The sequence below is a fragment of the Streptomyces sp. GL_141 genome (genome assembly GCF_057834385.1).
This window is the reverse complement of sequence record NZ_CM174402.1, coordinates 6,679,944-6,697,794: the sequence shown is the minus strand read 5'-3', so window position 1 is coordinate 6,697,794 and position 17,851 is coordinate 6,679,944. Positions and strand designations below refer to the sequence as shown.

14 protein-coding genes are annotated in these 17,851 nt (G+C 72.9%); 4 read left to right on the top strand and 10 right to left on the bottom strand.

Annotation, left to right across the window (positions count from 1 at the left end):
• The first annotated feature begins 366 nt into the window (after positions 1 to 366).
• Both AC3IX6_RS29765 and AC3IX6_RS29760 read left to right on the top strand, forming a co-directional pair.
• The gene (locus tag AC3IX6_RS29765; protein WP_489366196.1) at positions 367 to 2,172 is read left to right on the top strand and encodes a glycoside hydrolase family 15 protein; all 1,806 of its coding nucleotides are present in this window, start codon (positions 367 to 369) and stop codon (positions 2,170 to 2,172) included.
• A 78-nt stretch (positions 2,173 to 2,250) separates the two neighbouring features.
• Positions 2,251 to 3,633 (top strand): FAD-binding oxidoreductase, encoded by a 1,383-nt coding sequence (locus AC3IX6_RS29760; protein ID WP_489366194.1) that lies wholly within the window; start codon positions 2,251 to 2,253, stop codon positions 3,631 to 3,633.
• A gap of 15 nt (positions 3,634 to 3,648) precedes the next feature.
• Here the strand turns inward: AC3IX6_RS29760 and AC3IX6_RS29755 are convergent, their stop codons facing one another.
• Positions 3,649 to 5,283, bottom strand: a complete 1,635-nt coding sequence (locus AC3IX6_RS29755; RefSeq protein WP_489366192.1) for a flavin monoamine oxidase family protein — start codon at positions 5,281 to 5,283, stop codon at positions 3,649 to 3,651.
• 15 nt (positions 5,284 to 5,298) lie between these two features.
• A complete protein-coding gene (locus AC3IX6_RS29750; RefSeq protein WP_489366190.1) occupies positions 5,299 to 6,831 on the bottom strand; it encodes an APC family permease in 1,533 nt (510 codons plus the stop codon).
• 181 nt (positions 6,832 to 7,012) lie between these two features.
• Between AC3IX6_RS29750 and AC3IX6_RS29745 the strand changes: the two genes are divergently transcribed.
• Positions 7,013 to 8,635 (top strand): PucR family transcriptional regulator, encoded by a 1,623-nt coding sequence (locus AC3IX6_RS29745; protein ID WP_489366189.1) that lies wholly within the window; start codon positions 7,013 to 7,015, stop codon positions 8,633 to 8,635.
• 274 nt (positions 8,636 to 8,909) lie between these two features.
• Here the strand turns inward: AC3IX6_RS29745 and AC3IX6_RS29740 are convergent, their stop codons facing one another.
• The 5 genes from AC3IX6_RS29740 to AC3IX6_RS29720 all read right to left on the bottom strand — a co-directional run bounded on the left by AC3IX6_RS29740 (position 8,910) and on the right by AC3IX6_RS29720 (position 14,151).
• Positions 8,910 to 9,998, bottom strand: a complete 1,089-nt coding sequence (locus AC3IX6_RS29740; RefSeq protein WP_489366187.1) for a glycosyltransferase family 4 protein — start codon at positions 9,996 to 9,998, stop codon at positions 8,910 to 8,912.
• 205 nt (positions 9,999 to 10,203) lie between these two features.
• Positions 10,204 to 11,931 (bottom strand): DNA repair protein RecN, encoded by a 1,728-nt coding sequence (gene recN / locus AC3IX6_RS29735; RefSeq protein ID WP_489371598.1) that lies wholly within the window; start codon positions 11,929 to 11,931, stop codon positions 10,204 to 10,206.
• A 156-nt stretch (positions 11,932 to 12,087) separates the two neighbouring features.
• Complete coding sequence (locus tag AC3IX6_RS29730) at positions 12,088 to 13,071, bottom strand: NAD kinase (protein WP_489366185.1); 984 nt, start codon at positions 13,069 to 13,071, stop codon at positions 12,088 to 12,090.
• Positions 13,068 to 13,883, bottom strand: coding sequence for a TlyA family RNA methyltransferase (locus AC3IX6_RS29725; RefSeq protein ID WP_489366183.1), 816 nt, complete (start codon positions 13,881 to 13,883; stop codon positions 13,068 to 13,070). Before AC3IX6_RS29725 ends, AC3IX6_RS29730 begins: the two co-directional genes overlap by 4 nt.
• A gap of 7 nt (positions 13,884 to 13,890) precedes the next feature.
• On the bottom strand, positions 13,891 to 14,151 hold the full coding sequence (locus AC3IX6_RS29720) for a hypothetical protein (protein ID WP_489366181.1): 261 nt from the start codon (positions 14,149 to 14,151) through the stop codon (positions 13,891 to 13,893).
• Between the two features lie 66 nt (positions 14,152 to 14,217).
• Between AC3IX6_RS29720 and AC3IX6_RS29715 the strand changes: the two genes are divergently transcribed.
• The gene (locus tag AC3IX6_RS29715; RefSeq protein ID WP_274552579.1) at positions 14,218 to 14,565 is read left to right on the top strand and encodes an SCP2 sterol-binding domain-containing protein; all 348 of its coding nucleotides are present in this window, start codon (positions 14,218 to 14,220) and stop codon (positions 14,563 to 14,565) included.
• A 147-nt stretch (positions 14,566 to 14,712) separates the two neighbouring features.
• Here AC3IX6_RS29715 and AC3IX6_RS29710 read toward each other — a convergent pair whose 3' ends face one another.
• From AC3IX6_RS29710 to AC3IX6_RS29700, 3 genes are read right to left on the bottom strand one after another with little or no spacing between them, the layout of a single operon-like run.
• Entirely contained in the window at positions 14,713 to 15,561 is an 849-nt protein-coding gene (locus AC3IX6_RS29710) for an ABC transporter ATP-binding protein (protein ID WP_489366179.1), read from the bottom strand.
• Positions 15,558 to 16,634 carry a FecCD family ABC transporter permease gene (locus AC3IX6_RS29705; protein WP_489366178.1) on the bottom strand — a complete coding sequence of 359 codons (1,077 nt, stop codon included), beginning with the start codon at positions 16,632 to 16,634 and terminating at the stop codon, positions 15,558 to 15,560. The genes AC3IX6_RS29710 and AC3IX6_RS29705 overlap by 4 nt, the downstream gene beginning before the upstream one ends.
• On the bottom strand, positions 16,631 to 17,674 hold the full coding sequence (locus AC3IX6_RS29700; protein WP_489371597.1) for a FecCD family ABC transporter permease: 1,044 nt from the start codon (positions 17,672 to 17,674) through the stop codon (positions 16,631 to 16,633). Before AC3IX6_RS29700 ends, AC3IX6_RS29705 begins: the two co-directional genes overlap by 4 nt.
• Positions 17,675 to 17,851: the final 177 nt, after the last annotated feature.

Here is a 17,851-nt window from a genome sequence, read left to right as displayed (position 1 = left end):
TGATTCGCACAGGCAGACCACCGGTCCACGGGATACCAGCCTATCAGCGCCCGGGCCGGTCCGCCTCCGGCCACGCGGCGGGGGCGTTCGCGGGGGGCCGCGCGCGGTCCGTCACGGCGGTATCGCCGCTGCTCACCCGTTCGGCCGAACCTCATTGTCCCCAAGCTGACGGGGATCACTAGGGTGCCGTCTTGTCCTGCTCGGATCTCGATCACATCCCTGCCGAGCGGCCCCGCGAACGGCGTAACCCGTCCGGTTCCGGAATCATGGGCTGGACGCGGCGATCCACATCACCGGAGAATCCGCGACATCGCGCATTGCAAGCGCCCTTCGGGGCGGACGTGGCTGTTCGACTGGAGATGCAACGTGTCCGGGCGCATCGAGGATTACGCACTGATCGGCGACATGCAGACCGCGGCATTGGTCTGCCGGGACGGGGCGGTGGACTGGCTGTGCCTGCCACGTTTCGATTCCCATGCCGTCTTCGCGAGCATTCTCGGCACCGAGGAACACGGGTTCTGGCGGATCGGCCCGGCGTTCCCGGCCGGCGCCGAGGCCCCGCGTGCCACCCGGCGCCGCTACCGCGGTGACTCGCTGGTCCTGGAGTCCGAGTGGGACACCCCGCGCGGCACGGTCCGCGTGATCGACTTCATGCCGCCCCGCGAGGACCACGCACCGCAGATCATCCGCATCGTGGAGGGCATCAGCGGGCGCGTCCCCATGCGCTCCGCCCTGCGGATGCGCTTCAGCTACGGCCGGGTGGTGCCCTGGGTGCACCGGGTCGACGACCGCACCGTGGCCGTGGCGGGCCCCGACTCGGTCTGGCTGGACACCGAGGTGCAGACCTACGGCAAGGACCTGACCACGTACTCCGACTTCACCGTCGGGCCGGGCGACCGGAAGGCCTTCTGCATCAGCTGGCAGCCCTCGCACAAGGAGCCGCCGCAGCCGCCCGAGGCCGAGGAGGCCCTGGAGGCCACCACCGAGTTCTGGCGGGACTGGGTCGAGCAGTGCACGTACCACGGCCCCTACCGGGAGGCGGTGATCCGCTCGCTGATCACCCTCAAGGCGCTCACGTACGCCCCCACGGGCGGGATCGTCGCCGCGCCCACCACCTCCCTCCCGGAGGAGATCGGCGGGGTCCGCAACTGGGACTACCGCTACACCTGGCTCCGCGACGCCGCCATCACCCTGTCCTCGCTGCTGCGCACCGGCTACCGCGAGGAGGCCCGCGCCTGGCGCGAGTGGCTGCTGCGGGCGGTGGCCGGCGACCCGGAGAACCTGCAGATCATGTACGGGATCGCGGGCGAGCGGGAGCTCGGCGAGACCGAGCTGGAATGGCTGCCCGGGTACGAGAACTCCCGCCCGGTCCGGGTCGGCAACGGCGCCGCGGGCCAGCTCCAGCTCGACGTGTACGGCGAGGTCACCGAGGCCCTGCACCTGGGCCACATGACCGGCCTGGCGCGCAACGACTACGCCTCGCTGCTCCAGCTGAAGCTGATCCGCTACCTGGAGACCCACTGGGACCAGCCCGACGAGGGCATCTGGGAGGTCCGCGGCCCGCGCCGGCACTTCGTGCACTCGAAGGTGATGGCGTGGGTGGCCGTGGACCGCACGATCAAGCTGATCGAGAGCGGGGACGCGGACGGGCCGCTGGAGCGGTGGCGCGAGATGCGCGACGAGATCCACCAGGACGTCTGCGAGAAGGGCTACGACAAGGAACGCAACACCTTCACGCAGTCCTACGGGTCCAAGGAGCTGGACGCTTCCCTCCTGCTGATCCCGCAGATGGGCTTCCTGCCGCCGGACGACAAGCGGGTGATCGGCACGATCGAGGCGATCCAGCGCGAGCTGTCGACCCCCGACGGCTTCATCCTGCGCTACCCGACCTCGGGTGAGGAGGCGGGCGTGGACGGCCTCCAGGGCGACGAGGGCGCCTTCCTGGCGTGCTCGTTCTGGATGGCGGACGACCTGGCGATGATCGGCCGGGTCGACGAGGCCCGGCGCCTCTTCGAGAAGCTGCTGTCGCTCCGCAACGACCTGGGCCTGCTGGCGGAGGAATGGGATCCGAAGCTCCAGCGCCAGGTGGGCAACTTCCCGCAGGCCTTCAGCCACGTCCCCCTGATCGACACGGCCCTGCGGCTGACGGCGAGCGGCGCGTACGGGGGCTGACTAACCTGGAGGGGTCGTAGGCCTTTCCGCACCTTCCGTACCATCCGCACCTTCCGCATCTCCCGGAAGGGGGTAGCCATGGCTCCCCTCTCGAAGGCGGGCACGGCACTTGCCGAGCTCCGCGAGGACCTGTCCGGCGCCGTCCTGGTTCCGGAGGATCCGGGGTACGACGAGGCCCGCACCCTCTACAACGGGATGATCGACCGCCGGCCGGCCGTCATCGCGCAGTGCGAGAGTCCGGTGGACGTGGTGACCGCCGTGCGCTTCGCACGGCGGCTCGACCTGCCGATCGCGGTGCGCGGCGGCGGCCACAGCGTGGCGGGGATGTCCCTGAACGACGGCGGCATGGTCGTTGACCTGCGCCGGATGCAGGGGGTGACGGTCCACCCCGGGGCCTCGTCCGTCCGCGTCGAGGGCGGCGCCACGATGAGCCATCTGGACCGGGCCTGCGAGCGGTACGGGCTGGCGACCACCGGCGGCCGCGTCTCCACCACCGGGGTCGGCGGCTTCGTCCTGGGCGGCGGCACCGGGTGGCTGGACCGCAAGTTCGGCCTGGCGGTGGACAACCTGCTCGCCGTGGACCTGGTGACGGCCGACGGGGAGATGGTGACCGCGACCGAGGAGGACCACCCCGAGCTGTTCTGGGGGCTGCACGGCGGCGGCGGGAACTTCGGCGTCGCGACCTCGCTGACCCTGCGGCTGCACGAGCTGCCGGCCATGTCCGTCGCACTCCTGCTGTACCTGCCCGAGCACGGGCCCGAGGTGGTCCGTACGTACCGGGACGTCATGGAGGACGGGCCGCGCGAGGCGGGCGGCGGCGCCATCTACATGACCGGGCCGCCCGAGGAGTTCGTCCCGTCGCACCTGGTCGGGCTGCTGCTCGCGGGCGCGCTGGTCACGTACGCGGGACCCGAGGAGGAGCTGCGCCGCCTCATCGCCCCGCTGCTGGCGATCCCGCACGAGGCGGAGCTGGTGACGGCCCTGCCCTACGCGGACCTCCAGTGCATGCTCGACGATCCGCCGGGCATGCGGAACTACTGGTCGGCGGAGTACCTGACGGGTGTGCCCGACGCGTTCGTGGACGTGTTCTGCGCCCGCGCGGACTCCATGCCGGTGCCGAGCGGCACCCAGCACGTGGTGTGGCCCCAGGGCGGCGCGATCGCCGAGGGCCCGGCCGACTACCCGGTGCCGTTCCGCGACGCGCCCTGGGCGGTGCACCCGTTCGGTGCCTGGGAGGACCCGGCCGACGACGACCGCTGCCGCCAGTGGGTCAAGGACGTCCGCGCCGACGTCCAGCCGTGGAGCACCGGCGCGGTCTACCTCAACTTCACCGGGGACGAGGGCGGAGACCGGGTGGTCGCCGGCCTCGGACCCGAGAACATGCGGCGGCTGGGCCGGCTGAAGCGGGAGTACGACCGGGACAACGTCTTCCGCTTCAACCACAACATCGCCCCCGCCTGACCGCCCGCCCGATGCCTACGTCAGGGCGGTGATCACCTCCTTCGCCGCCCGCTCCCCCTCGGTCGCCCCGCCTTCCATGAACCCCTGGAAGTCGTAGCTGCAGTGCTCTCCGCCGATGTGGATCCGGCCCTGCGCGGTGCCCTCGTACTTCGCGTACTTGTGCAGGTAGCCGGTCGGCCAGTACGAGTAGGCGCCGAGCGCGTACGGGTTGCGGTGCCAGGCCGATATCTGCGCCTTGCCGTTCCAGGCCGCCTTGGTGCCGGGGAAGAAGGCGTCGATCCCGGTGAGCATCCGGCCCGCGAGGGTGCGTACGTAGGGGTCGGAGTCGGTGGCGAAGGGGGTCGCCGGGGTGATCGCGCCGGCCAGGGTGCCGCCGCCGTACTGGAGCAGGATGCCGCCGTTGCCCGGCTGGACCTTCGTGGTGTCCCAGGTCTGCTGGACCTCGCTGTCGGTGAAGCAGTCCCCGGCGGAGACCCCCGGCCAGGGGCCGGTGCCGCGCCAGGGGCGGCTGGTGAACTGCATGTTGAGCTTGGTGCAGTAGCCCATGCGGGCGTCGCGCAGCAGGTTCTTCATCAGCGGGTCGAAGCCGGCGCCGGTGATGTCGATCCGCTGGAGGATCGGCAGCGGCAGGCACAGGATGGTGTGGTCGGCCACGACCGTCCGGGTGGCGCCCGCGTCGTTGAAGGTCAGGGTCTGGGTGCCGTCCGCGGAGACGCGTACGGCGACCAGCTCGCGGCCCATGACCGTCGAACCGGCGGGCAGGGCCTGGGCGATGGCGTTCGGCAGCTGGTCGTTGCCGCCGGTGATGTGGTAGCGCTCGTTGGACAGGCCCCAGACGTTGAAGTTGCCCGGGTTGGGCTGGTAGCCCATCAGCAGGACCAGCGCGAGGGCGGACTGCTGCTGGGTGTCGGCCCCGTACTCGACGTTGTACGCCACGTCGATGAAGCGGCCGAGCTGCGAGCCGTGGCCGCCCGGGATCCGGGTGTCGATCCACTGGTGGATGGTCATGTTGTCGAGGGCGGTCCCGGCCGGGGTCGAGGAGTTCCAGGAGACCTCCCCGGCCTCCTGGAGATCGCGGCGCAGGGCCTGGTAGACGGCGTTGAAGTCCTCGTCGGCCTGCTCGCGCGGGTAGTACGTCCCGTTGAACCAGAGGACCTCCTCCGCCCCGTTGGGGCCGCCGCCGAGGAAGTCCTCGGTCTGGAGGTCGAAGCGGCGGCAGAGCTCCAGGATCTTCTTGTGGCTGGTGTCGATCAGCTCGCCGCCGATCTCGGAGGTCTGCCCGTAGGCCCACAGGGAGCGCTGGGTCCACATCCGGCCGCCGACGCGGCTCGGGTTGGCCTCGTAGAGGGTGAAGGGGACGCCCGCGTCCTTGAGGGTGAGGGCGGCGGTCAGCCCCGAGATGCCGGCGCCGACGATGGCGACGCGGGCGGGGGTGACCGGCTTCTTGTCGGGGGTGGCCTCCACCGCGTGGGCGAGTGCCGGGGCGGCGGCCGAGGCGACGGCGGCGGAGAGCCCGAGCGCGGCGGCGCGTGCCAGGAGCTGGCGGCGGGAGGAGCCGCGGACCTCGGCGACGGGCAGGCCGAGCCGGCGGGCGGCGGCGTGCTCCTCGGCGAACTGCCGGAGCGCGTGCATCAGTGGCGTACGGGCCATGGCGGTGGCTCCTTCTCAGACGTTCGCGGCGGAGGGGGCGGGCTCATCGGTGGACTCGTCGGTGCGCTCGGCGGCGTCCTCCAGGACGACGCGGCCGATGATCTCGTAGCGGTCCGGGGCCTTGAACTTCAGCCACAGGCCGAGTCCCAGCCCGCCGAAGAAGACGACCCCGACGATCCACGGGATCAGGGTGAAGAAGAACGAGTCGGCGGCCAGCCCGGCCGCCGTCTTCATGTTGACCAGCAGCAGGACGACCACGGCGGCCATGGCGATGCCGCCGACCAGCGGGGCCGTGAAGGTGCGGAACCAGTGCCGGTCCTCGGGGTGGTTCTTGCGGAAGTAGCCGATCACCGCGAAGGAGCACAGGGTCTGGACGATGAGGATCGCCATGGTGCCGAGGATCGCGAGCAGCGTGTACAGGTGGATGTACGGGTCCTGCCCGGTCAGCCAGAACAGCGCGACCAGGCCGGTGGCGATGGCCGTCTGCACCATGGAGGAGATGTACGGGGAGCCGTGCTTGGCGTGCGTACGGCCCAGGCCCGGGTGGAGGAAGCCCTCGCGGCCGATGGCATAGAGGTAGCGGGCGGCGCACTGGTGGAAGGCCATGCCGCAGGCGAAGGAGCCGGTGAGCAGCAGCCACTGGAAGGCGTCGACGGCCCAGGCGCCGATGAAGGTCTGGGTGGGGGCGAAGAACAGGTCGAGCGGGCTCGCGGAGGCGGAGAGCTCCACGGACTTGGCGAGGCCGTTGCCCGCGATGGTCATCCAGGAGACGTAGATGTAGAAGAGCCCCACGCCGACGACGGAGATCAGGGTCGCCTTGGGGATGACCTTCTTCGGGTTCTTCGACTCCTCCCCGTACATGGCGGTGGACTCGAAGCCGACCCAGGACCAGAAGGCGAAGAAGAGGCCGAGTCCGGCGGAGATCCCGGTGAAGGCGTTCTTCGGGTTGACCGGCTCGAGGGGTATCCCGTCCGGACCGCCACCCGCGATCAGTACGGCGGTGGCGACGGCGAAGAGGACGGCGATCTCGGCGATGAGCATCACGCCCAGCGCCTTGGCGGTGAGGTTGATGTCGAAGTGTGCCAGGGCGGCCGTGATCGCGAGCATGCCGGCCGCGTAGACGATCCAGGGCAGGTCTATGCCGAGCTGGTCGTGAACGGTGGTCTTGGTGAAATACGAGAAGACACCGACGATCGAGGCCTCGAAGACGATGTAGGCGAGGACCGCGAGCATGCCGGAGGCCATGCCGGCGATCCGGCCGAGGCCGTGCGAGATGTACCCGTAGAAGGCGCCGGCCGCCGTGATCCGCTTGGCCATGGCGACGTAGCCGACGGCGAAGACGGTCAGGACGGCGGTCGCGAAGAGATATCCGGCGGGGGCGCCGATGCCGTTTCCGAAGCCGACGGCGATGGGCAGGTTGCCGGTCATCGCGGTGATGGGAGCGGCGGTGGCGACGGCCATGAAGACGACACCGACCAGGCCCACGGAATTGGCTTTCAGCCTCTGGACCTGGGGTGCGCCGCCGCCGGTGCTGCTATCCGTGCTCATGGCTCCTCGTTCCTGTCGTGAGGGCGCTCACTCTCTCCCCGCGTGACGTACGCCACAATCGGCATGCAGTCCGATAATCTCCTTGCCGGGACGACGAGTTGTCGGGCCGGACGGGGGTATACGGAGCCCCGTAACCGCTCGGTGATGTGCACGGAACAAGAGCCCCGGTAGCGTCCGCCATATGGACAATCAGGGCGGGATCACGGTTCAGCGGGCACTTGAGCTGCCGGGGCTGCGCGGCGGGCTCCCGGAGGTGGTGGCCTGCGCCGACCGGCTCGGCCGGACCGTGCGCTGGGTGCACGCCGGCGAGGTCCCCAACATCGCCTCCCTGCTCAAGGGCGGCGAACTGCTGCTGACCACCGGCCTCGGCCTCGGCACCCGTCCCGCCGAGCAGCGCGCCTTCGTACGCCGCCTCGCGGACCGGGGCATCGCCGCGCTGGTCGTCGAGCTGGGACCCCGCTTCACCCGCCTCCCGGCGACCTTGGTGGAGACGGCCCGGGCGGTCGGCCTCCCCCTCGTCCAGCTGCACCGCGAAGTCCCCTTCGTGACCGTCACGGAGGAGGTCCACACCGAGATCGTCAACGGGCACTACGCGCTGCTCCAGCGGGCCGAGGAGGTCCACCGGCGCTGCACGGAAGCCCTGCTCGACGGTGGCGGGATCCCCCAAGTGCTCCACATCCTGGCGGACTTCACGGCCAACCCGGTCTTCCTGGAAACCCCCGACGGCCAGCTGCTGTACGCGGCGGGCCCGGTCGCCGGCGAGGCCGCGGCGGACCCGCTCCAGGTCTGGGAGGGCCTACGCGGCCAGCGCCCGGCGGAACCGTCCGGCAACGCCGTGGTGGTCGACGTCCCGGGCGGCGGCCGCGGCACCGGCTCGGTGCGGGCCCGGCTGGTCCTGCTGGGCGTGTCCGCGCCGCTGCTGCCCGTGCACCGGATGGCGGCGGAGCGGACGGCCGGCGTACTGGCCGTCGTCCTGATGCAGGCCCGGCAGGAGGACGAGCTGGCGGCGCGCGGCCGCGGCGACTTCCTCACGGACCTCGCCGAGGGACGGATCTCCGCAGAGGACGCCCCCGCCCAGGCCCGCGTCCTGGGCTTCAAGCCGGGCCCGGGCCCGCTCCTGCCCATCGTCATGCGGCTCTCCTCGGACCTGGCCCCTTCCGGCAACTGGGCGGTGCTGGCCCGGGCCGTCCTGGAGGAACTCGCCTCCGTCGGCGTCCCGGTGCTCCTCGGTGTCCGCCCGGTCGAAGGCCGCGTCCCCCTCCTGGTCTCCCTCCGCTCCGACGCCGAACGCACCACGGTCTCCGACCGGGTCGCGGTGGCGCTGCGCACCGGCGTGGAGCGGGCCGGCCTGGACCGTGCGGGGGCCGCGCCCGCGGTGGTCGTCGGCGTCTGCGGCGGCTGGGCGACCGTCTCGGCGGGCCTGCGCCACGCGGCCGAGACCGCCACCGCCGCGCACGGACTCCCCGCCCGCCCCTGGTACGACGCCCGCCGCCTGGACATCGACCTGCTCCTGTGGCGGCTGCGCGAGCACCCCGACCTGGCGGCCTTCGTGGACCGCGCGATCGGCGCCCTGCGCGTGCACGACACGGTCTCCCGCCCGCCGCTCCTCCCCACCCTGGAGACCTACCTGGCCCACGCGGGCCGCAAGGCGGAGACCGCGCGCGAGCTCCACCTGAACCGCCAGACCCTGTACAACCGCCTGGCCCGCATCTCGGAGCTCCTGGGCGCGGACCTGGACGACCCGGAAACCGTCCTCTCCCTAAGCCTGGCCCTCCGCGCCCGCCGCCACGCGAGCCCTTCCTAACCCGCCGCTCGCGCGGTGCGGCCCTGCGGGGCTGGGTCCCCTACCCGCCCTTCCACCGTTCCCCGGGCTCCGCCCGGACCCGCGCCTCAAACGCCGGCGAGGCTGAATTTGGCCCCGGGCTGCACCCGGCCCCTGGGGCTCCGCCCCCGGCACCGACCCCCACCCGCAGCCACCGGGCCCCGGCACCACCCAGCCCCGCCGGCGTTTGAGGCGCGGGGGTCCGGGGGCTGGCCCCCGTGCAACGGCGCCGCACCCGGCCCGGGACCCGCCAGGGCTATCGCCGGCGCGAAGTCAACTCGTCGTACACCGACAGGACTTGCGCCACGGTGTCATCCTCCGACGGCCACGTCAGCGCCTGCGCCCGCCCCGCCACCGCCAACTCCCCCCGCCGCGCGGGATCCGCCAGCAGCCCGGCCACCGCAGCGGCCAGCGCCCCCGGGTCCCCGTAAGGCACCAGCACCCCCGCCGCCCCCACCAGCTCGGGCACACCGCCCACCGCCGTCGCCACCAACGGCACACCCCTCCGCAGAGCCTCCTGCGCGAGCGGCGACCGCGCCTCCCACCGGCTCGGCAGCACCGCGACATCCGCCGCGGCCAGCAGCCGCGCGGCATCCCGCCGCCGCCCGAGCAGCCGCACCGGCAGGTGCTCCGCCTGGATCCGCCGCGCGAGCTCCGCCCGCATCGGCCCCTCTCCCGCGATGACCAGCAGCGGCACCGGGTCCAGCTCCCGCCACTCCCGCGCCGCGTCCAGCAGTACGGAGTACCCGCGCCGAGGCACCAGGCTCCCGACCGCGATCAGCAACGGCCGCTCCACCGCGCCGAGTTCCGCCCGCACCTTCCCGTGGTCCGGAGCCTCCGTAGACCCGGTGGATCCGGCAGCCTCCGTGGGCCCCGGTACCGCCACCGCCGCCAGCCGCGCGTCCCGCGCCCCCCGCAGCCGGGCCAGGTCCACCTGCGCGGAGGAGGCGCCGAGGACGATCGCCGCGGCCCGCGCGACGTGCCGTTCCAGCAGCAGGCTCAGGCGGCCGCTGCCGGGGCCGCCGCCGTGCCAGCTCACGACCAGGGGAACCCGCCGCCCGCGCAGGGCCAGCGCCGCGCGCATGCCCGCCCGTACGCCGTGCGCGTGCACCACGTCGGCCTCGACGCACGCGGCCCGCAACGCGCTCACCGCGTCCGGGGTGAAGCGTGCCCCGGCGCCGGTGAAGTCGTACTCCCCCTCCGCCTCGACGGGTCCGCACACGGTGACCCGTACGCCGCGCGCGGCGAGCCCGGTGGCCAGCGACCGCACGTGCGCACCACCGCTCGCGCCGCCGAGCACTTGGACGGTGCGAAGGACGGGGACCGTTACCGGGGAGCTGCTCACGGGCCGAAGCTCCAGGGTGAGGGAGGAAGGCAGGGACGTCGCTCAGAATGCCAGTCCGCACGCGCGTTCCGGGACCATACGGGTGCGGATCCCGTACGAGATACCGCCACGACCCCCCGATCCTCACCCACACGGGCTAGCCGGGCGTCAGCATGATGACCCCGCCGACCTTGTCGACGGCGAAAGGCCCTACGCCGCCGCTCCGCTACTCCGGACTCCGGGCCGCCGCGAGCAGCTCCTCCGCGTGCGCCCGCGCCGACGCCGAGTCCTCGTGGCCGGCCAGCATCCGCGACAGCTCGCGGATCCGGGCCTCGCCCTCCAGGACGGTGACGCCGCTGCGGGTCACGGACCCGTCGTTGGTCTTCTCGACCAGCAGCTGCCGGTCCGCGAAGGCCGCCACCTGCGGCAGGTGCGTGACGACGACGACCTGCGCCGACTTGGCCAGCTTCGCGAGCCGCCGCCCGACCTCCACGGCGGCCTTGCCGCCGACGCCCGCGTCGACCTCGTCGAAGAGGTACGTCGGCACCGGGTCGGAGCCCGCGAAGACGACCTCGACGGCGAGCATCACCCGGGAGAGCTCACCGCCCGAGGCGCCCTTGGCGATCGGCCGCGGCTGGGCACCGGGGTGCGGGGCGAGCAGCAGTTCGACCTCGTCGACGCCCGAGGGCCCGTACGCGACGAGCCGGCCGCCGACCTCGACCCCCTCGGGGTCCTCGGTCTGCCGGACGTCGATGGTGACCCGTGCGTGCGGCATCGCCAGGGAGGCCAGCTCCTCGGTGACCGCCGACGCGAAGCGGGTCGCCGCCTCGTTCCGCGCGTCCGTCAACGCCTGCGCCAGTGCGGAGAGTTCCAGGCGCAGCCCGTCACGCTCCGCGGTCAGCTCATCGATCCGCTCGTCGTCGCCGTCCAGTTCCAGCAGCCGTACGGACCCGCGTTCGGCCCACTCCAGGACGGAGTCGACCCCGCCCTCGGCGGATCCGTACTTCCGGATCACCTGGGTCAGCGCCGCCCGCCGCTCCTCCACGGCGGCCAGCCGCAGCGGATCGGCGTCCAGGTCGTCCGCGTAGCCGGCGAGTTCCCCGGCCACGTCCCCGAGCAGGATGCCCAGTTCCCCGATCCGCTCGGCGAGCGCGCCGAGCGCCGGGTCGTGGGAGCGTACGGATTCCAGTGCGCGGTGCGCCCCGGCGACGAGCGCGCCCGCGTCGACGCCCTCGGGGTCCTCGACGTTGCCGGCCAGGGCCGCGTGTGCGACCTGGGCGGCCGAGGACAGGGATTCGGCGTGCCCGAGGCGCTCCGCCTCCGCCGCCAGCTCGGTGTCCTCGCCCGAGAGCGGTTCCACGGCGGCGATCTCGTCGAGCCCGAAGCGGAGCAGATCGGCCTCCTGGGCGCGTTCCCGGGCCCGGGTGGTGATCTCCTCCAGCTCTCCGGCGACGGCGCGCAGCCTGCGGTGGGCGGCGGCGTACTTCTCCAGCGGGACGGCGACGGCGTCGCCCGCGTACCGGTCGAGGGCCTGGCGCTGCCGGGCGGGCCGGAGCAGGCCCTGCTGGTCGGTCTGCCCGTGGACGGCGACGAGGTCGTCGGCGAGCTCGGCGAGCAGGCCGACGGGCACGGAGCGGCCGCCGACGTGGGCGCGCGAGCGGCCCTCGGCGGAAACGGTCCGGCTGATCAGCAGCGCGCCGTCGTCGAGCTCGGCACCGGCCTCCTCGGCGCGCAGCGCCGCGGGGGCGTCCGGGCGCATGACGATGCGCCCTTCGACGACCGCCGCCTTGGCCCCGATCCGCACCAGCGCGGGGTCGGCGCGCCCGCCGAGCAGCAGCCCGAGGCTGGTGACGACCATGGTCTTGCCCGCGCCGGTCTCGCCGGTCACCGCGGTGAAACCGGGCGACAGCTCGACCACAGCGTCGTCGATGACCCCGAGCGACCGTATCCGCATCTCCTCAAGCACGGGACGACGATACCGAGGTTTCATGGGTGCCATGTGACGTCACCCGCCCGAACCGGCTCGAACAATCATGCTATTTACGTACGCGCGGTGCACAGAACCCGTACGGGGCCGCCCTTCGGGCGACGACGGGAGTGACGACAGGCCCTAGTGCGGGGCTCCGCGCCATCCCGACACCGGCAGCGCGAACTTCGCGACGAGCCGGTCCGTGAACGACGCGTGGTGCAGCCGGGCGAGCCGCACCGGCACCGTCCCCCGCCGGACCTCCACGCGGGCCCCGGACGGCAGCTCCACCGTCCGCCGCCCGTCGCACCACAGCACCCCGTGCGGGGTCCCGGTCTGCACCTCCACGGCCAGCACCGAGTCCGGCGAGGTCACCAGCGGCTTGGCGAACAGCGCGTGCGCGCTGATCGGCACCATCAGCAGCGCCTCCACCTCCGGCCAGACCACCGGCCCGCCGGCCGAGAAGGCGTACGCCGTCGAGCCCGTCGGCGTCGCGCAGACGATCCCGTCGCAGCCGAAGCCGGACACCGGGCGCCCGTCGATCTCCAGGACCACCTCCAGCATCCGCTCCGGGGACACCTTCTGGACGGCCGCCTCGTTCAGCGCCCAGTCCCGGTGCACCACGTCCCCGTTGGTCCGCACGGTCACGTCGAGGGTCATCCGCTCCTCGACCTCGTAGTCGCGCGTCACGACCCGGTCCACGACCTTGTCCAGGTCGTCCCGCTCCGCCTCCGCGAGGAAGCCCACCCGGCCCAGGTTGACGCCGAGCATCGGCACCCCGGAGCCGCGCGCGAACTCCGCGCCGCGCAGCAGCGTCCCGTCGCCGCCGAGCACGATCAGCAGCTCGCACCCGTCGAGCACCTCCGGGGTGCACTCGGACTCGGCCACCAGCTCCACCTCGGGCGGCAGCGGCAGGTCCACCGCCTCGTGCCGCAGCACCCGTACGCCCAGCCCGCTGCGCAGCAGTCCCTGGACCACCAGCTCGGCGCTGCGGATGGCCGCCGGCCGCCCGGTGTGCGCGAGCAGGAAGACCGTGCGCTTCCCCGACGCTCCCGACGCCCCCGAGTCCTCGTGCTCCGAATTCCCTGACTCCCCCGACTGTGCCGGGTCCCCCGAAAGATCACTCACTGCGGCCCCTCCGCCACTGCACGGTCAACATCCGCCGGGTCGAGTGCCGGTGCCCCCGCCCTCAGCCACAGAAAATACTCGACGTTGCCCGAGGGGCCCGGGAGCGGGCTCGCGGTCACCCCGAGCACGCCCAGGCCCAGCTTCCACGCCTGCGCCGCGACGTCGCGCACGGCCTCGGCGCGCAGCACCGTACTGCGCACCACGCCACCGCTGCCGAGCCGTTCCTTGCCGACCTCGAACTGCGGCTTGACCATCAGCACCAGATCCGCGTCGGGCGCGCAGCAGCGTACGAGCGCGGGCAGCACCAGCCCGATCGAGATGAAGGACAGGTCACCGACGACCAGATCCACCGGCACCCCGTCGATCAGCTCCACCGTCAGCTCGCGCACGTTCGTGCGGTCCTTGACGGTGACCCGGTCGTCGCTCTGCAGGGACCAGGCGAGCTGCCCGTAGCCGACGTCGACCGCCATCACGTGCTCCACGCCGGCGCGCAGCAGCACGTCGGTGAAGCCACCGGTCGAGGCGCCCGCGTCCAGCGCCCGGCGGCCCTCCACGCGCAGCCCCTGGGGCTGGAAGGCCGCGAGCGCCCCCGCCAGCTTGTGGCCGCCCCGGGAGACGTAGTCGGGGTCGCCGTCGTCCTTGAGGACAACGAGGGCCGCGCTGGTCTCGACCTGGGTGGCCGGCTTCGTCGCCGTATTGCCGCCCACGGTCACCCGGCCGGCGGCGATCAGCTGCGCGGCGTGCTCGCGCGAGCGGGCCATGCTGCGGCGTACCAGTTCGGCGTCCAGGCGGCGGCGTGCCACTCCTGCCACGATCGGTTCAGCTCCTGTTTTCGTGCGGACGGGGGCCTTCGGTCGCGTCCAGCGCGGTGAGCGCGGAGCGCAGCCCCCTGTGCACATCCTCGTACACCTCGACGTGTCCGTCCGCCGGGAGGTGGTCCAGGTCCGCCAGCCGCTCCAGCGCGGAGTCCACTCCGGCGTGCCCGGTGGGGGTGCGTACGACGCCCAGCGCGACCGGCCCGGCGGGCGCGGCCGGGGCTTCGTCCGGTTCCTGGGCGGCGGCGGGCACTTCTTCGCTCATGCCCCCGACGCTACCGCGTAGGGGGCCCGCGACCGCGCGCGGCTCTGCGGTACGGTCGGGATCACGATGGCTACGATCGAGGAGTGCCGTGCGGCACTCGACCAACTCTCCGACAACCTGGCGCGGGCCGAAGGCGACGTGCGCGGTGCGACCGCGCTCGACCGCTCGCTGAGCTGCCACATCACCGACCTGGACCGGACCTTCACGGGCCGCCTCGACGGAGGCCGGATCCGCGTGGACGCGGTGGCCCCCGGCCCGCCGTCCGCCAAGGCCGAGATCCGGCTCGCGATGACCGGCGACGACCTGGTCGCCCTGGTCGCCGGCGACCTGAAGTTCCCGAAGGCCTGGGCCTCGGGCCGCATCCGCCTGGAGGCAGGCTTCCGCGACCTCCTCCGCCTCAAGAGCCTGCTCTGAGCCCCCACCGGGCCACATCCACCCCTGCCAGGGCAATTTCATCCTGGCCGGGCAAGATCAGCCTCGCCGGCGTTTGAGGCGCGGGGTCCGGGGCGGAGCCCCGGAAGCACCGCCGCACCCTGCCGACCGGGCCTGCCACCCCGCCGCCTACCGGGTCGCGCGAGCAAGCCTGGCCGCGGGGATCACCAGCGGCGTCCCCGTCTCCGGGTCCGGAATGACTTGGCACCGCAGCCCGAACACCCGCTCCACCAGCTCCGCCGTGACCACCTCGGCCGGCGGCCCCTCCGCCACGACCCTCCCGTCCCGCATCGCGATCAGGTGGGTGGCGTAGCGGGCCGCGTGGTTCAGGTCGTGGAGCACGGCGACCAGCGTCCGCCCCTGCTCCTCGTGGAGCTCAGCGCAAAGGTTCAGCACCTCGATCTGGTGCTGGATGTCCAGGTAGGTCGTCGGCTCGTCCAGCAGCAGCAGCGGCGTCTGCTGCGCCAGTGCCATGGCGATCCACACCCGCTGGCGCTGCCCGCCCGACAGCTCGTCCACCGCCCGGTCCGCGAGCTCGGCGACCCCCGTGGAGGCCATCGACTCGTTCACGATGCGTTCGTCGTCCGCCGACCACTGCCGCAGCAGCCCCTGGTGCGGGTAGCGGCCCCGCGAGACGAGGTCCGACACGGTGATCCCGTCCGGGGCGATCGAGGACTGCGGCAGCAGGCCCAGCGTCTTGGCCACCTTCTTCGCCGGCATCGAGCCGATGGCCTGACCGTCCAGCAGCACCCGTCCCGCCGTCGGCTTCAGCATCCGCGACAGCGCACGCAGCAGGGTGGACTTGCCGCAGGCGTTGGGGCCGACGATCACGGTGAAGGAGTGGTCGGGGATCTCCACCGACAGGTTCTCGGCGATGACCCGCTGGTCGTAGCCGAGGGTCACGTTCTCCGCGGTCAGCCGCTGCACTTGCCTGCTCCTCTGGTTGCTCATGCCCTTCTGGCCCCTCTGGTTCCTCATATGCGGCCCGCCCTGCGCTCGGTGACGAGCAGCCAGAGCAGGTAGCAGCCGCCAACCAGCCCCGTCACCACCCCCACCGGCAACTGGTCGGCGCCGAAGGCCCGCTGTGAGACCCAGTCGGACACCAGCAGCAGGAGTGCGCCCATCAGCGCGCCGGTCAGCAGGCTCGCCCCGGGCGAGCGGGTCAGCCGGCGGGCGAGCTGCGGCGCGGCCAGCGCGACGAAACTGACGGGCCCGGCCGCGGCGCTGGCCGCGGTGGTGAGCAGGATCGCCGCCACCATCAGGAGCAGCCGGGTCCGCTCCACCCGCACCCCGACGGCGTACGCCGCGTCGTCGCCCATCTCGATCATCCGCAGGGCCCGGCTCTGGCCGAGGACCAGCGGGAACAGCACCGCGCACGTCGCGAGCAGCGGCCAGACCTGCGCCCAGTCCCGGCCGGCGAGCGAGCCGGTCAGCCAGACCATCGCGCGGGTGGCCTCGACGAGCTGCGCCTTCGTCAGCAGGTACTGGATGACGGCGGTCAGCATCGCGGAGGCGCCGATTCCGACGAGGACCAGCCGGTAGCCGTGGATGCCCTGCTTGTACGCGAGCAGGTACACGGCCAGGCCGGCCACCAGCCCGCCCACCAGGGCCCCGACGGCCACCTCGCCGGCGCTGCCGTGGAACAGCACGATGACCAGGAGCGCGCCGACGGCGGACCCGTAGCCGAAGCCCAGTACGTCGGGCGAGCCGAGGGGGTTGCGCGAGACGGACTGGAAGACGGCGCCGGCCATGCCGAGGGCCGCGCCCACCAGGACGCCGACCAGGACCCGCGGCAGCCGCAGGTCGTTGACGATGAACTCGTGCGCGGGCGTGCCGTTGCCCAGCAGGGTCTGTACGACGTCCCAGGGGGCGATGTCGAAGTCGCCGGTGCCGATGAGCAGGACGGCCGTCGCCAGCACGAGCAGCAGGAGCAGCGCCCCGACGCCCAGCGCGCGCCGCTCCACGCGCAGCGAGATCCCGCCGGGCAGGTGCACCGGCCGGGGCCCGGTCCGGCCCCGGCGCGCCTTGACGGGTGCGTCGGTCACTGTCACAGCTGGGCCATCCTCTTGCGCCGGACGAGGTAGATGAAGACGGGTCCGCCGATCAGCGCGGTGACGATGCCGACCTGGAGTTCGGCGGGCCGGGTGACGACCCGGCCGATGACGTCGGCGCCGAGCAGCAGGACGGGCGAGAGCACCGCCGAGTACGCGAGCACCCAGCGCATGTCCGGGCCGGTGAAGAACCGTACGAGGTGCGGAATCATCAGGCCGACGAAGACGATCGGCCCGCAGGCGGCGGTCGCGGCCCCGCACAGCAGGGTGATGGCGATCATCGCGCCGATCCGGGTCCGCGTCAGGTGGGCGCCGAGCGCCCGCGCGGTGTCGTCGCCCATGGCCATGGCGTTGAGCGGCCGGCCCAGAGCGAGCGCGAGGACGGCGCCGACCAGCAGGAAGGGCGCCACTTGCCGGACGGTGTCCATGTTCGCGGAGGCCAGCGAGCCCACGGTCCAGAAGCGGAGCTTGTCCAGCGCCTTGCTGTCCATCAGCTGCACGGCGTTGATGTATCCGACGAGGGCCGCGGTGGCCGCCGTACCGGCGAGCGCCAGGCGCACGGGTGTGGCGCTGCGGCTGCCGCCGAGCACGTACACGACCACGGAGACGACGGCGGCGCCGAGGAAGGCCCACCACACGAATTCGCCGAGCGAGGTCGCCCCGAAGAAGCTGATGGCCGATACGACGGCGGCCGCGGCCCCCGCGTTGACGCCGAGGATGCCCGGCTCCGCCAGCGGGTTGCGGGTCAGGGCCTGCATCACGGCGCCGGACAGGCCGAGGCCGAGGCCGACGAGCACGCCGAGGAGGGTCCGCGGGATCCGCAGGTCCCGTACGACGACGTCGGAGGCCGTCCCGGAGTAGTGGAACAGGCCGTGCCAGACCTCGTGGAGGGGCATCTGCTTGGCGCCGACGGCGATGCTCGCCACCACGACCAGCGCGAGCACGCCGAAGGCGGCGAGCAGACCGGCGGCTCGCGCACCGTGGCGCGCGCGGGTGGCGGCGGCCGGCGCCGCGCTCGGTTCGGGGGGACTCTCGACCAACACGAAAGTTAGGTTAGCCTACCCTCCACCCCACTCGACTCCCCCGAACGGCCCTCCCACCGGGACCTCGGACCAGGCCCCGACCGGCCCCGACCTGCCAAGACCCGGCCACGCCCACCGACGGCCCGGCTCCGGCGGCGCGTACGGCCCGAACAGATCACATCCCCTTCCAGACCG